Annotated in this window: 12 protein-coding genes and 3 pseudogenes; 8 read left to right on the top strand and 7 right to left on the bottom strand. The window is 63.4% G+C overall.

What is annotated here, in order from left to right; translation table 11 throughout:
• Nucleotides 1–131: 131 nt before the first annotated feature.
• From G3436_RS21635 to G3436_RS21625, 3 genes are all read left to right on the top strand, one after another.
• Entirely contained in the window at nucleotides 132–1124 is a 993-nt protein-coding gene (locus G3436_RS21635; protein WP_163949296.1) for an AraC family transcriptional regulator, read from the top strand.
• Between the two features lie 140 nt (nucleotides 1125–1264).
• Nucleotides 1265–2311 (top strand): histone deacetylase family protein, encoded by a 1047-nt coding sequence (locus G3436_RS21630; RefSeq protein ID WP_163949293.1) that lies wholly within the window; start codon nucleotides 1265–1267, stop codon nucleotides 2309–2311.
• The gene (locus G3436_RS21625; RefSeq protein ID WP_163949291.1) at nucleotides 2308–3408 is read left to right on the top strand and encodes a polyamine ABC transporter substrate-binding protein; all 1101 of its coding nucleotides are present in this window, start codon (nucleotides 2308–2310) and stop codon (nucleotides 3406–3408) included. The genes G3436_RS21630 and G3436_RS21625 overlap by 4 nt, the downstream gene beginning before the upstream one ends.
• Nucleotides 3409–3411: 3 nt before the next feature.
• Here the strand turns inward: G3436_RS21625 and pdxR are convergent, their stop codons facing one another.
• Complete coding sequence (gene pdxR, locus G3436_RS21620) at nucleotides 3412–4941, bottom strand: MocR-like pyridoxine biosynthesis transcription factor PdxR (RefSeq protein ID WP_163949289.1); 1530 nt, start codon at nucleotides 4939–4941, stop codon at nucleotides 3412–3414.
• A gap of 108 nt (nucleotides 4942–5049) precedes the next feature.
• Here pdxR and G3436_RS21615 point away from each other — a divergent pair.
• Both G3436_RS21615 and G3436_RS21610 read left to right on the top strand, forming a co-directional pair.
• Nucleotides 5050–5495 (top strand): annotated as a pseudogene (locus G3436_RS21615) (N-acetyltransferase family protein).
• 15 nt (nucleotides 5496–5510) lie between these two features.
• Nucleotides 5511–6184 (top strand): annotated as a pseudogene (locus G3436_RS21610) (GNAT family N-acetyltransferase).
• Nucleotides 6185–6188: 4 nt separating this feature from the next.
• On the opposite strand, the gene G3436_RS21605 reads toward G3436_RS21610, so the two are convergent.
• Nucleotides 6189–7088 (bottom strand): homocysteine S-methyltransferase family protein, encoded by a 900-nt coding sequence (locus G3436_RS21605; protein ID WP_163949286.1) that lies wholly within the window; start codon nucleotides 7086–7088, stop codon nucleotides 6189–6191.
• Nucleotides 7089–7197: 109 nt separating this feature from the next.
• Between G3436_RS21605 and G3436_RS21600 the strand changes: the two genes are divergently transcribed.
• Both G3436_RS21600 and G3436_RS21595 read left to right on the top strand, forming a co-directional pair.
• A complete protein-coding gene (locus G3436_RS21600; protein WP_163949283.1) occupies nucleotides 7198–8019 on the top strand; it encodes an ABC transporter substrate-binding protein in 822 nt (273 codons plus the stop codon).
• Between the two features lie 17 nt (nucleotides 8020–8036).
• Nucleotides 8037–8831 carry an amino acid ABC transporter permease gene (locus G3436_RS21595; RefSeq protein WP_420801241.1) on the top strand — a complete coding sequence of 265 codons (795 nt, stop codon included), beginning with the start codon at nucleotides 8037–8039 and terminating at the stop codon, nucleotides 8829–8831.
• A 36-nt stretch (nucleotides 8832–8867) separates the two neighbouring features.
• Here the strand turns inward: G3436_RS21595 and G3436_RS21590 are convergent, their stop codons facing one another.
• The 4 genes and pseudogenes from G3436_RS21590 to G3436_RS21575 form a co-directional block, all read right to left on the bottom strand.
• A complete protein-coding gene (locus tag G3436_RS21590; protein WP_163949276.1) occupies nucleotides 8868–9143 on the bottom strand; it encodes a helix-turn-helix domain-containing protein in 276 nt (91 codons plus the stop codon).
• Nucleotides 9140–9457, bottom strand: coding sequence for a hypothetical protein (locus tag G3436_RS29060; protein WP_420801240.1), 318 nt, complete (start codon nucleotides 9455–9457; stop codon nucleotides 9140–9142). Before G3436_RS29060 ends, G3436_RS21590 begins: the two co-directional genes overlap by 4 nt.
• 216 nt (nucleotides 9458–9673) lie before the next feature.
• A pseudogene (gene oadA / locus G3436_RS21580) lies at nucleotides 9674–11481 on the bottom strand (sodium-extruding oxaloacetate decarboxylase subunit alpha).
• Nucleotides 11482–11492: 11 nt separating this feature from the next.
• Nucleotides 11493–12908 carry an acetyl-CoA carboxylase biotin carboxylase subunit gene (locus tag G3436_RS21575; protein ID WP_163949274.1) on the bottom strand — a complete coding sequence of 472 codons (1416 nt, stop codon included), beginning with the start codon at nucleotides 12906–12908 and terminating at the stop codon, nucleotides 11493–11495.
• 205 nt (nucleotides 12909–13113) lie between these two features.
• Here G3436_RS21575 and G3436_RS21570 point away from each other — a divergent pair, with 205 nt between their 5' ends.
• Nucleotides 13114–14061, top strand: a complete 948-nt coding sequence (locus G3436_RS21570) for a LysR family transcriptional regulator (RefSeq protein ID WP_163949299.1) — start codon at nucleotides 13114–13116, stop codon at nucleotides 14059–14061.
• Here G3436_RS21570 and G3436_RS21565 read toward each other — a convergent pair.
• A complete protein-coding gene (locus G3436_RS21565) occupies nucleotides 14003–14221 on the bottom strand; it encodes a PA3496 family putative envelope integrity protein (RefSeq protein ID WP_163949272.1) in 219 nt (72 codons plus the stop codon). The two genes, G3436_RS21570 and G3436_RS21565, sit on opposite strands and share 59 nt — an antisense overlap.
• Nucleotides 14222–14400: the final 179 nt, after the last annotated feature.

Below are 14400 nucleotides of genomic sequence, written 5' to 3'. Positions count from 1 at the left end.
TGAAGCCTTCGCTGGCAAGCCAGCACCCACAGCTATCGTGAACCCTGTGCAAGCGGGTTTGCCAGCGAAGCGGCGCTGAAGGGCACACAAATTGCTCGCCTATCCGCCAGCCCCTCAGCCGGATGCCGAGCATGCTCCATTCCCACCTCACCACCCTGAACGCCGTTTCGCTGGTGCTGCAGGCCTTCAAAGACGAAGACCTGCCCGCCGCCGCCCTGCTCGAAGGTACCGGCATCACCCCGGCAGACCTGGGCCGTGCCGATTCGCGCATCACCACTCACCAGGAACTTCGCGTGTGCGCCAACGCGGTCGCGCAGCGCCGTGAAATCGGCCTGGAGCTGGGCCAGCGCATGCATGTGTCGTCCTATGGCATGCTCGGTTACGCCCTGCTCTCCAGTGCCACCTTAGGTGACGCTTTGCGCCTGGCCATGCAGTACCCGGCGCTACTGGGAACACTTTTCCAACTGCGCCTGATCGAGGACGGCGAGCGCGTCTGGTTCAGCGCCAGCGATTATCGCGAAGCGCCGGCACTCGCGGCCTTCAACGCCGAATTCTGCCTGACCTCGCTCAAGGTCATCTGCCACGACCTGCTCGGCCACCCGCTGCCGCTGCTGGCGGCCCGTTTCGCCCACCCGGCCCCGGACTACCAAGCGCTCTACATCAAGCATTTCAGCTGCCCCCTGGGGTTCGCCAGCGGCGACAATGCATTTGCCTTCGAGCGCCGCTGGCTCGACCAACCGCTGCCGCTGGCCGACCCCATCACCCACCAGGCCATGCAGGAGCGCTGTCGTCGCCAGAACCTGGAGTTCACCGGGCGCCAGGCCTGGCTCGGGCGCATCCGCCACCTGCTGCAGCAGCAACTGGATGCCGCGCCCGGGCTGGAAGGCCTGGCACGACAGATGAACTGCTCTTCGCGCACCCTGCGTCGTCACCTGCAGGAGCTGGGCAGCAGCTACCAGCAGTTGCTCGACGAACTGCGCTTCGAACGCGCCAAGCAACTGCTGGCCGAAGACCAGTTGCCGATCTACCGCATTGCCGAGGTGCTCGGCTTCAGCGAGCCGGCCAGCTTCCGCCATGCCTTTCTGCGCTGGAGTGGCGTGGCGCCGAGCCATTTCCGCAACTGACACGCCGCAGTGCACCGTCGGGGGGCGAAATGCGGACAGCCACATTGGCCATATCGATCCCCTTTTGGCCGTTTGCGTCGTTCTGCCCACGGGCGTGCCCCTCAACAATGGGGTAACGCCAGTGACCCGGAGCACAATAAATGCTGACGATCTATTCCGATGACCACCGCCTGCACCACGGCCGCTGCGAGCTGATCGACGGGCAACTGATGCCGTGCTTCGAAATGCCCTCGCGCGCCGACCATGTACTGCAGCGGGTCAAGGCCCAGGCCCTGGGCCCGATCAGCGGCCCTCGCGACTTTGGCCGGGCGCCGCTGCTGCGCGTACACAGCGCCGACTACCTGGATTTTTTCCAGGGCGCCTGGCAGCGCTGGAGCGCCCTGGGGCATGAGGGTGACCTGTTGCCCTTCACCTGGCCGGCACGCACGTTGCGCAGCGTGAAACCCAGCGGCCTGCATGGCGAACTGGGCTATTACAGCTTCGATGCCGGTGCGCCGATTACCGCCGGCACCTGGCAGGCAGCCTACAGTGCGGCGCAGGTGGCGCTGACCGCCCAGGCCGCGATCCAGGCCGGCGCCCACAGCGCCTTCGCCCTGTGTCGCCCACCGGGGCATCATGCCGCCAGCGACGTGATGGGCGGCTACTGCTACCTGAACAACGCTGCCATCGCGGCCCAGGCCTTTCTCGACCAGGGCCGCCAGCGCGTTGCGATCCTCGATGTGGACTACCACCACGGCAACGGCACCCAGGCGATCTTCTATGGGCGGGGCGACGTACTGTTCGCCTCGATCCACGGTGACCCGCAGGCCGAGTTCCCGTTCTTCCTCGGCTATGCTGACGAGCACGGCGAAGGCGACGGCCTGGGCTGCAACTTCAACTACCCGTTGCCTGCGGGCAGCGACTGGCCGACCTGGCGCAGCGCACTGGACGAGGCCTGCGAGCGCATTGCCGGCTATGACCCCGACGTGCTGGTGATCTCGCTCGGCGTGGACACCTTCAAGGACGACCCGATTTCCCAGTTCAAGCTCGACAGCCCCGACTACCTCGACATGGGCGCGCGTATCGCGCAGTTGGGCAAACCGACCCTGTTCGTGATGGAAGGCGGCTACGCCGTGGCAGAAATCGGCATCAATGCCGTCAACGTGCTCGAAGGGTTCGAGCACGCCCAACAGGAGCTTCACCCATGACCCGGCTCACGCACCTGCTTGCCCCGCTGCTGTGCGGCGCCCTCCTCGCCGGCACCGTGCAGGCGGCCGAACAACGTACCCTGCGCGTGTACAACTGGTTCGACTACATCACCCCGCAAACCCTGGTGGACTTCCAGCAGGACAGCCAGGTCAAGCTGATCTACGACATCTTCGACACCAACGAAGCACTGGAGGCCAAGCTGCTCACCGGCAACTCCGGCTACGACGTGGTGGTGCCGTCCAACGTGTTCCTGGCCAAGCAGATCGAGGCCGGGGTGTTCCAGCCGCTGGACCGCAGCAAGCTGCCGAACTGGCAGCACCTGGACCCCAAGCTGATGAAGCTGATCGAGGCCAACGACCCTGGCAACCGCTTCGCCGTGCCCTACATGTATGGCACCGTCCTGATCGGCTTCAACCCGGCCAAGGTCAAGGCCGCCCTGGGTGACGACGCGCCGGTGGACAGCTGGGACCTGATCTTCAAGCCCGACAACCTGGCCAAGCTCAAGCAGTGCGGCGTAGCGCTGCTGGACTCGCCTTCGGAGATCCTGCCGCTGGCCCTGCACTACCTCGGCTTGCCGCCCAACAGCGACCAGCCCGCCGACTACAAGCAGGCCGAAGCACTGATGCTCACGCTGCGCCCGCACATCACCTACTTCCACTCGTCCAAGTACATGGCCGACATCGCCAATGGCGATATCTGCGTGGCAGTCGGTTACTCGGGCAGTTTCTCGCAGGCCGCCAACCGCGCCCACGAGGCGAAGAACGGCGTGGTGGTGGACATGCGCTTGCCCAGGGAAGGCGCGCCGATCTGGTTCGACATGCTGGCGATCCCCAAGGGCGCGGCCAACCCCGAGGACGCCTACACCTTTATCAACTACCTGCTGCAGCCCCAGGTGATCGCACCGATCAGCGATTTCGTCGGCTACCCCAACCCCAACAAGGACGCCACCCAGCTCGTCGCGCCAGCGATCCGCACCAACCCCAACCTGTACCCGACCGACGCCGCCATGACCAAGCTGTATACCCTGCGGCCCTTGCCACGCGATGCCGAGCGTGCGCGCACCCGCGCCTGGACCCGCATCAAGGCCGGTACCTGACGTTCAATCGGCCCAGGCCCGCGCCAGGCGGGCCAAGGCATCGGCAATCGCCGCCTCGTTCACGGCGGCGAAGCCCAGTACCAAGCCGGCACGCGCGTCCTCGGCGGTCGCTGTATCAGGCAGCCAGTAATCGCTCAGGGCGTTGATTTCGACGCCCACGGCTTGGGCACGGGCAATCAGCGCCTGTTCCCGCACCCGGCTGTGCACATCGAGTTTGAGGTGCAGCCCGGCAGCCACCTGCGGCATGCACCCCACCCCGGCGACCCCCAGCGGCCAGCCGGCGATCAGCGCATTGCGCCGGCTCAGTGCGGCGCGGCGCATGCGGCGGATATGACGCTGAAAATGCCCCTTGGCCATGAACTGCGCCATCACTGCCTGGGTGCCCACCTCGGAGTGGCGCACCGCCAGCGCCCGCAAGCGCGCAAATGCCTGTACCAGCCGCACGGGCAATACCAGGTAACCCAGGCGCAGCGCCGGGAACGCGATCTTGCCAAAGGTGCCGACATACAGCACCCGCCCGCTGCGGTCCAACGCCGCCAGCGGTGCCAGCGGCGCGCCGCTGTAGCGATATTCGCCGTCGTAATCATCCTCGATGACCCAGCTGTCGTTGCGCTCGGCCCACGCCAGCAATGCCAGGCGCCGCGCCAGGCTCAGGGTGACGCCCGTGGGGTACTGGTGCGCCGGTGTCACATAGCACAGGCGACAGTTCGCCAGCGCATCCAGCGCAGCGCACTGCAGCCCGTCCTCATCCACCCCGACGCCGTGTACCTGCGCACCGGCCATGGCGAACGCTTTGCCGGCGGCGCGATAGCCAGGGTTTTCCACAGCCACCCCATCCCCAGGCGCCAGCAGCAGCTGTGCACAAAGGCTAATCGCCTGCTGCGCACCACTGGTGATCACAATTTGCTCAGCCGTGCAGGAAAGCCCGCGTGATCGGCGCAGATAGGTGGCAATCAGCTCGCGCAGCAACGGGTCACCCGCCGGGTCGCCATAACCGAGCGACGCCGGGTCTGGATTTCGCCAGAAACCCGCCTGCAGCTTGGCCCAGACCTCGAACGGGAACAGGTCGAAAGCCGGCAGGCCCACCTGAAAAGCCCGTGGAGGGCCGGGCACATAAGCCGACAGATGGTTGTTCTGCAGACGATCAAGGACCTCGCTGTGGATAACTTTACTGGATGAATCATCAGTATGATCCGCCGATTTTGTGGATAACCCTGTTGATAAACCCAGGGATAACCCTGTGGACAGTTTTGTGGATAGTTTTGGCAGCTGGCTGATGTAGGTGCCGTCGCCGACCCGGCTTTCGATATAGCCTTCGGCGTACAACTGATCGTAGGCACGTACTACGCTGTTACGTGAAATGGCCAGCGCCGTCGCCAGGTCGCGGGTAGCCGGCAACCGCGTGCCGCTGCCCAGGCGTCCATCCAGCACGCGCAGACGCAAGGCCTGGTACAACTGGCGGCTGAGCCCCTGGCGGCGATCAAGGACGATGCCGGTGGGGTCGAAGGGCAATGCCAGGGAACGTTCATTCATGGGTATTGGACCTGTCAAATAAGCCTTGAATGGCTCTTACCATAAGCCAATAGCCTGCCTAGGATGGCGCCATACGCCAACCCCCGATCACCCGCGAAGGATCCTGTGATGCCGACCGTTACCCTGCGTCCCGTAAGCACCGATGAACATGCTGCCTGGTTGCCCCTTTGGCAGGCGTACCAGCGGTTCTATGAAACCCGCATCGACGATGCCGTCAGCGCCGTCACCTGGCAGCGCCTGCTGGATCCGAGCGAACCGACCAATGCCGCGCTGGCCTGGGTCGACGGCAAGGCGGTGGGCATGGTCCATTGGATCTACACCGCTCCAATTGGACGGTGGAAAACAGCTGTTATCTGCAGGACCTGTACGTGGACGCCAGCCAGCGCCGCAGCGGCGTGGGCCGCCAGTTGATCGAGTTCGTGTACGAAGCGGCGCGTCGGGACGGCTGCGCAAAAGTCCACTGGCTGACCCACGAAACCAATGCCACCGGTATCTCGCTGTACGAGCAGGTGGCCGAACGCCCAGGCTTCATCCAGTTCCGCAAAACCTTGTAATCGGAGCCATCACCCATGAGCACAGCGTTGAACTGGCGGCCGGCCAAGGCCCCGCAACCCACGCCACTGAACGGACGTTTCATCCGCCTGGAAAAACTCGACCCGCGGCGCGATCGCGACGCGCTGTGGGAGGTGTTCCAGGGCCCCGCCGCAGACCCGGCGCTTTGGAAGTACCTGGCCTATGGGCCATTTACCGAGCGCGAAGACTTCGACCACTGGCTGGACAGCAACGCGGCCAGCAGCGACCCGTTGTTCTACAGCGTGATCGACCTGCACAGCGGGCAGGCACAGGGCATCCTGAGCCTGATGTCGATCGTGCCGGAGCAGGGCCGCATCGAGATCGGCCACATTGCCTTCGGCGCCGCGATGCAGCGCACGCCCAAAGGCACCGAGGCGGTCTACCTGCTGGGCCAGCAGCGTTCGCCCTGGGCAATCGGCGCCTGGAATGGAAGTGCAACAACGACAATGCCCGCTCCAAGCGTGCGGCCGAGCGCTTCGGGTTCCAGTTCGAGGGGGTGTTTCGCCAGCACATGGTGATTAAGGACCGCAACCGCGACACGGCCTGGTACTCCATCCTGGATGAGGAGTGGCCGGCGATTGCCGCCGGCTTCGAACGCTGGCTGAGTGCCGACAACCAACGCCCCGAGGGTCAGCTCAGGACGCTGCAAGCCTGCCGCAACAGCGCCTGATGCCTCAGCGCAGCTGCTGCGCCAGCACCGCGATGTGCTCGGGGCCGATGCCACAGCAGCCGCCCAGCAGGCTGGCGCCGCGTTGGCGCCAGTCGGCCGCCCACGTCAGGTAGCCGGGCGGATCGAGGTCTTCGCGCAGCTCGTCGAGGCCGTCGTTGGCCGTGGCGTCCTTGGGCTGCGGCGGGAAGGCATTGGCATAGGCGCCGATCGCGATGTCCGCGCCCAGGCGCTCGAAGGTGGCCTTGGCCGCATCGATTGCCGCGCCGATCACTTCCGGCTGGCTGCAGTTGAACAGCAGCGCCTGCACACCCAATGCGACCACAGCCTCGGCGGCTTCGGCCACCGGCTCGCCGGAGCGCAGGCGTGGCACGTCATCCACGTCTTCGTCCTGCAGCGTGAACGACACCCAGAACGGCTTGCCATCCTGGGGCAGGCCGGCATGGATGGCCTGCACTTCGATGATCGCGCTCTGGGTTTCGGCCAGCCACAGGTCGACGTGCTCGGCCAGACCTTCCACCAGTGGCTTGAGCACTTCGCCGGCACGCGCGGCATCGTAGAGGTCGGGACGGTAGGAGCCGAACAGCGGCGGCAGCGAACCCGCGACGCGCACCGGCGCTGCGCTGGCATCGGCGGCGGTGCGGGCCAACTGCCCGGCAGTGCTGGCCAGCGCACGGCCTTCGTCGGCAAAGCGCTGCTCACCGATATGGAAGGGAACGACCGCATAGCTGTTGCTGGTGATGACCCGGGCGCCGCTGGCAATATACGCAGCATGCACCGCAACCACGGCTTCTGGCGCCTCGCTCAGGGCCAGTGCAGACCATTCCGGTTGACGGAACGGCGCGCCTCGGCGCTGCAGCTCCCGCCCCATACCGCCATCGAGAATCACCAACGACTTATTGGCCATATAACTTCCGCTTCTATATATATGAATAAAACTTACTAGTAGGTTAATTATTATAACTATTTAATGCAGGACCCGATTTATTTAACAACTCTTTTTTCTGGTGAACTTCATGCGACTTTCCACTTTGCTGGGTGCCGGCCTGCTGGCCCTGAGCGCCTCAACCCAGGTTTTTGCCGGTGCCACCCTGGACCGCGTGGAGTCGCGCAAGGAAGTGGTCGGCGTGTTGATGGAAAGCTACCCGCCGTTTTCCTTCCTGAACGACCAGAACCAGCTCGATGGCTTCGACGTTGACGTGGCCAAGGCGGTAGCGCAGAAGCTGGGCGTCAAGCTGCGCCTGGAAACGCCGTCCTGGGATGTGATCGCGGCCGGTCGCTGGAGCGGTCGCTACGACATCTGCATCTGCTCGATGACCCCGAGCAAGGCGCGCGCCGAAGTCTTCGACTTCCCGGTGGAGTACTACGCCTCGCCTGCGGTGATCGTGGTCAACGCCAAGGATGAGCGCATCCATTCGGCCAAGGACCTGAGCGGCCTGAAGGTCGGCCTGACCAGCGCCTCCAGCTACGAGAGCTACCTGAACAAGAACCTGGTGATCGAGGGGGCTGAAGACCAGCAGTTGCAGTACCCGTTCGAGAACGTGCAGATTGCCCCGTACGACACCGACAACGTCGCCTTCCAGGACCTGGGCCTGGGCGCGGGTGTGCGCCTGGATGCCATCCTCACCAACCTGGTTACCGCGCAACCGCGCCTGAACCAGGACAAACGCTTCAAGCTGGCCGGCGCGCCGCTGTACGAAGAGCCGAACTCGGTGGCCATCGAGAAAGGCGACGCACAGTGGGATGCCAAGGTTCGCCAGGTGTTTGCCGAACTCAAGCAGGACGGCACCCTGACCAAGCTGTCGCAGAAGTGGATCGGCGCCGATATCAGTAAATGAGTGCTTACGAACGTTTAATGGTCACCCTCGCGTGGGTCAGGCGCCTGTTCGGCTTTCGCACACGCCTGTACCTGACCTGGCTGGCACTGTTTCTGCTGTTTGTCGCTTTTTTCCTGAGCTTTGACCTAAAGTTCTCGATCATTGCCGACAAGTTCCCCAACCTGGCCGGTTTCAGGCTGGGGCCCAACGGCTTTCTGCAGGGTGCGGCGCTGACCTTGTTCGTGTGCCTGTGCTCGATCGTCGTATCGGTGCTGCTGGGGTTTGCCGCGGCACTGGCGCGCTTGTCGAGCAGCGCGGTGCTGTTTGGCGTGGCCAGCTTCTATACCTCGTTCTTTCGCGGCACACCGCTGCTGATCCAGATCATGCTGATCTACCTGGGCCTGCCGCAGTTGCAGATAGTGCCAGGGGCAATTACCGCCGGGGTCGTGGCGCTGTCGCTGAACTACGGGGCGTACCTGAGCGAGATCTTCCGCGCCGGCATCATCGGCGTGGCGCAGGGCCAGCGGCAGGCAGCACTGGCGCTGGGCATGCGCCCGGCAACGATCTTCTGGAGCGTGACCCTGCCCCAGGCGATGCGCACGATCATTCCGCCGACCGCCAACCAGTTCATCTCGATGCTCAAGGATTCATCACTTATTTCGGTGATGGGGGTGTGGGAAGTGATGTTCCTGGCGCAATCCTATGGCCGTTCCAGCTATCGCTACCTGGAGATGCTGACCACAGCGGCGGTGATCTACTGGCTGCTGTCGTTCGGGCTGGAGCTGGTGCAGGCGCGGCTGGAGCGGTATTACGGCAGGGGATACCAGCGCTAGGTGCGCTGCCCCCTTCGCTGGCAAGGGGGCGCGCCTCTACAGCGCACGGGGCCGCTTGACCACGCCCATCTGCAAGCCGAAAGGCCGGAATACGGCGTTCAATGATTTGAGCGTCGGGTTGCCCTCGCCCTGCTCGATCTGGATCAGGGTGCGCACCGAGATCTTGCACATCCGCGCAAACTGGGTCTGGTGCAGCTTCGCCACCTCTGTGCGCAGACGCCGTACCGCTGCCCCCAGTTCCAGCGTGCCATCGGCAATGCCTTCACGGACACTTTCGATCAACAGACCGCGAACTTCGATCGAAACTGTCATATCAATGTCCATTCCTTCATGCGTTGCTCGAGATTTTTCAGGGCAATGGCCGGGTGGTTCATGACGCTCGCGGGCAAGCCGCCCTCGCCAAGCAGGTCAGGCAGCCCCATCAACGCTCGGGCATCACTGCGCAAAGTCACTACTTCCTCACGGGTAAACCCCATGGGCGCCGGGGTGCTGCGCGCCAGCAGGAACATGTCATCGCTCATGCCCTCAGGCTTCTCGCGGCCGATATGCGTGAGCAGAAAGCGCTTGGCCGCACCGGAAGGTGCAATGTCATGAATGAAGGCAGGCGCGTGTGTGATCAGATGCATAAGGGCGCCTGCAATCTACTGCACGTTCAGTAAGGAGACGTGCACTGTTTCTGCAATATAGTGCAATTTCAATCGATTAAGCGGCTCAAATCTGCATTAAATTACACGCGCGACCAAAAAACGCACACCTATATGCATTAAAGTGCAGAATTGAATACAAAAAAAGGGGAGCATTACGCTCCCCAGAGGTTAACCGCTTGCAGATGAAGGCTTAGCTCAACCTTCGATCTCGATCAGGATCTCGCCCGGGTTGACCCGGTCGCCCTTGGCCACATGGATGGCGGTGACCTTGCCGGCGATGGCGACTGCACTTCGGTCTCCATCTTCATGGCCTCGGTAATCAGTACCGCCTGGCCAGCCTTGACGGTGTCGCCCTCCTTGACCAGCACATCGACGATATTGCCCGGCATGGTGGTGCTCACATGGCCCGGCGCGCTGGCCTGCTTGCGCTTGCTGCTGCCACCGCCGACGAACTCGTTGAGCGGCTCGAACACCACTTCTTCCGGCATGCCGTCGATGGACAGGTAGAAGTGACGCTTGCCTTCGGCCTTCACGCCCACACCGGTGATGTCGACGCGGTAGGTCTCGCCGTGTACGTCGATGACGAACTCGGTCGGTACGCCCTCGCCCCCGGCCGAAGCCACAGCACCCGCTTCCGGGATCGGCAGCAGCACTTCCGGGGTCAGGGTGCCGGCCTCGCGCTCTTCGAGGAACTTGCGCCCGATGTCAGGGAACATGGCAAAGGTCAGCACGTCCTCTTCGGACTTGGCCAGGTTGCCGATGTCGGCACGCAGCTTGGTCATTTCCGGCTTGAGCAGGTCGGCCGGACGCACGTCGATCACCTCTTCGCTGCCGATGGCCTGGCGGCGCAGCTTCTCGTCGACCACACCCGGCGCCTTGCCGTAACCGCCTTGCAGGTACAGCTTCACTTCGTTGGTGATGGTCTTGTAACGCTCACCGGCCAGCACGTTGAAGAACGCCTGGGTGCCGACGATCTGCGAGGTCGGGGTGACCAGCGGCGGGAAGCCGAGGTCTTCACGCACCCGCGGGATTTCGGCCAGCACTTCGTTCATGCGGTTGAGCGCGCCCTGCTCCTTGAGCTGGTTGGCCAGGTTGGAAATCATGCCGCCCGGTACCTGGTTGACCTGCACACGGGTGTCGACGGCGGTGAACTCGCTTTCGAACTGGTGGTACTTCTTGCGCACGGCGTAGAAGTACAGGCCGATTTCCTGCAGCAATTGCAGGTCCAGGCCCGTGTCGAACTCGCTGCCCTTGAGCGCTGCGACCATCGACTCGGTGCCCGGGTGGCTGGTGCCCCAGGCAAAGCTGGAGATCGCGGTGTCGATATGATCGGCGCCGTTCTCGATCGCCTTGAGCTGGCACATCGCGGCCAGCCCGGCGGTGTCGTGGCTGTGGATGAATACCGGCAGCGACTGCTCGGCCTTGAGCGCCTTGACCAGTTCGCCGGTAGCGAACGGGGTCAGCAGGCCGGCCATGTCCTTGATCGCGATGGAATCGCAGCCCATGGCTTCCATCTGCTTGGCCTGGGCCACGAACGCCTCGATGGTGTGCACCGGGCTGGTGGTGTAGGCGATGGTGCCCTGGGCATGCTTGCCGGCCGCCTTCACGGCTTCGATCGCCACACGCAGGTTACGCACGTCGTTCATGGCGTCGAAAATGCGGAACACGTCGATGCCGTTGACCGCCGCCTTGGCCACGAACGCCTTGACCACGTCATCGCTGTAGTGACGGTAGCCGAGCAGGTTCTGACCGCGCAGCAGCATTTGCAGGCGGGTGTTGGGCAGTGCCGCGCGCAGCTTGCGCAGGCGCTCCCACGGGTCTTCCTTGAGGAAGCGCACACAGGCGTCGAAGGTGGCGCCGCCCCAGACTTCCAGCGACCAGTAGCCGACCTTGTCGAGCTTGTCGCAGATCGGCAGCATGTCGTCGGTGCGCATGCGGGTAGCCAGCAGGGACTGGTGGGCGTCGCGCAGGATCGTGTCGGTTACGAAAATTTTCTTGGACATTGTAGGGTTCCTCACAGGCCTGCGTGGGCGGCGATGGCGGCGGCGATGGCCAGGGCCAGCTCTTCGGGTTTGCGCTTGATCGAGTAGTTGGTCAGTTCGGGGTGGCTTTCGACGAAGCTGGTGTTGAACTGGCCGCTACGGAATTCCGGGTTGCGCAGGATTTCCTGGTAATACGCCGCGGTGGTCTTGACCCCCTGCAGGCGCATGTCGTCCAGAGCCCGCAGGCCGCGGTCCATGGCTTCTTCCCAGGTCAGTGCCCAGACCACCAGCTTCAGGCACATCGAATCGTAGAACGGTGGGATGGTGTAACCGGTGTAGATCGCCGTGTCGGTGCGTACGCCCGGGCCGCCGGGGGCGTAGTAGCGGGTGATCTTGCCGAAGCTGGGCAGGAAGTTGTTCTTCGGGTCTTCGGCGTTGATCCGGAACTGCAGGGCGAAGCCGCGGTGCTGGATGTCTTCCTGCTTGACCGACAGCGGCAGGCCCGAGGCGATGCGGATCTGCTCGCGAACGATATCGATGCCGGTGATTTCCTCGGTGATGGTGTGTTCCACCTGCACGCGGGTGTTCATCTCCATGAAGTACACCTCGCCATCGGCGAGCAGGAACTCCACGGTACCGGCGTTCTCGTAGCCCACCGCCTTGGCCGCGCGCACCGACAGGTCGCCGATGTAGGCACGCTGTTCGGGGGTCAGCTGAGGGCTGGGGGCAATCTCGATGAGCTTCTGGTTGCGCCGCTGGATCGAGCAGTCACGCTCGAACAGGTGCACCACGTTGCCAAAACTGTCACCCAGGATCTGCGCCTCGATATGCTTGGGATTGACGATGCATTTTTCCAGGAACACTTCGGCCGAGCCGAATGCCTTGGTGGCCTCGGAGATCACCCGCGGGAAGGCCTGTTCGAGCTCTTCGCGGCTGTTGCAACGACGAATGCCACGACCGCCACCGCCCGAGGTGGCCTTGAGCATGACCGGGTAACCGATGCGGTCGCCCTCTTCCAGCGCTTCGTGGATATCGGCCACGTTGCCTTCAGTGCCCGGCGTGACCGGCACACCGGCCTTGATCATGCTGCGCCGCGCTTCGGTCTTGTCGCCCATGCGGCGGATGACTTCCGCAGACGGGCCGATGAACTTGATCCCGCGTTCGGCACAGATATCCGCCAGCTCCGCGTTTTCCGAGAGGAAACCATAACCAGGGTGCAGCGCATCACAGCCGGTTTCCACCGCCAGGTTCACCAGCTTGCGCGGGTTCAGGTAACCGGCCAGGGGCTCGGCACCGATGCTGTGCGCTTCGTCGGCACGCTTGACGTGCAAGGCGTGACGGTCGGCATCGGAGTAGATCGCCACCGAGCGAATACCCATCTCGGCGCAGGCACGTACGATCCGTACGGCAATTTCACCCCGGTTGGCGATCAGGATTTTTTTTATCACTGGAGTCTTCCCAAAGCCGTTGGTAACAAACGAACCGGCAACACCGGTCGGCGCGTGACCAGACGTTGCTGGCCAGTCGTATAATCACCCTAGCGCCGAACGTGAATAAACAAAAATCAATATTTGTTAGGGGCAGCATTAGCAATTGCTTATAGTGCCGTAACAAGGTTTTGCCGAGGCAACGGGAAAGATGCGTAAGTCATTGATGCGTATGACATTGCGTCAATTGCAGATCTTCAATGAGGTGTGTGATTTACGTTCGTACAGCCGGGCCGCCGAGGAGATGTCGCTGACGCAACCCGCCGTTAGTCTACAGATCCGCCAGCTCGAAGAACTGGTGGGCCAACCGCTGTTCGAGTATGTCGGCAAGAAGCTCTACCTCACCGAAGCTGCCGAAGCGCTGCAACGCGCCAGCCGCGACATTTTCGGACGCCTCGAAAGCCTCGACATGCAGCTGTCGGACATGCAGGGCTCGCTGCAGGGCCAGCTCAAGCTGGCGGTGGAATCGAGCGCCAAATACTTCGTGCCGCACCTGTTCGCCGCGTTCAAGCGCCTGCACCCGGAGGTCAATCTGACCCTGACGGTGGTCAACCGGGCCCAGGCGATTCGACGTCTGTCGGACAACCGTGACGACCTGATCATCATGTCCATGGTGCCGCAGGACATGGGCCTGGAGTTCCTGCCGTTCCTGAACAACCCGATCGTCGCGGTGGCCCCGCCCGAGCACCCGCTGTGCAAACTCGATAGCCTGCGCCTGCAGGACCTGGAGCCGCATACGCTGCTGGTGCGCGAGCAGGGTTCGGGCACGCGCAAGGCCTGCGAAGAGTACTTCAAGGAAAAGCGCGTGCACTTCACCCAGACGCTGGAGGTGGCCTCGGGGGAGGCGCAGCGCGAGTGCGTGATTGCCGGCCTGGGCATTGCCCTGCTGACCCGCCATGCGCTGAACATGGAACTGGCCGCCGGGGTGCTGCGCGAGTTGCCGGTGGAGGAGTTGCCGCTGTACCGCAGTTGGTGCGTGGTACAGGCCAAGGCCAAGCGGCAGTCGCCGGTGGCCCTGGCCTTTGCTGCGTTCATCCGCAGCGAACGTGTGCAGATCAGCGCGCTGGTTGAGCGTTTCTCGGGGAAGTTGCCGCCGATACCTGCCATACCGTGACCGCTCGCAGTTCGGGGTAGTCGGCAATCTCCTGCAGCAGTTGGCGCTGCTCGGAGTAGCTTTCGATCGCGCGGCGGAACTCCATGCGGCGCTGATCCTTTTCCTGCTGCTTGCGGGACTTGGCGTTGGGTTGATGCGAGCCATCGAATTCACGGGGCATGTACGTGTCTCCCTGGTCGAGTACGGGGAGTTTCAGCGTGCCCGGGAGGCGTTACGTTTTAGCGGCGTCACGGTGACAGAATCGTGAACAATCGCAATCGGCGGTGCCGCCACTCGCAGGCAAGCCAGCTCCCACGGGAACAGTCCATGCCGTGAGCGCTGAGTACTTTGTGGGAGCTG

The organism is Pseudomonas brassicae, assembly GCF_010671725.1.
GTDB lineage: Bacteria > Pseudomonadota > Gammaproteobacteria > Pseudomonadales > Pseudomonadaceae > Aquipseudomonas > Aquipseudomonas brassicae.
Note: the sequence above shows the minus strand (reverse complement) of the source record. Positions and strands in the feature narration are given on the sequence as shown.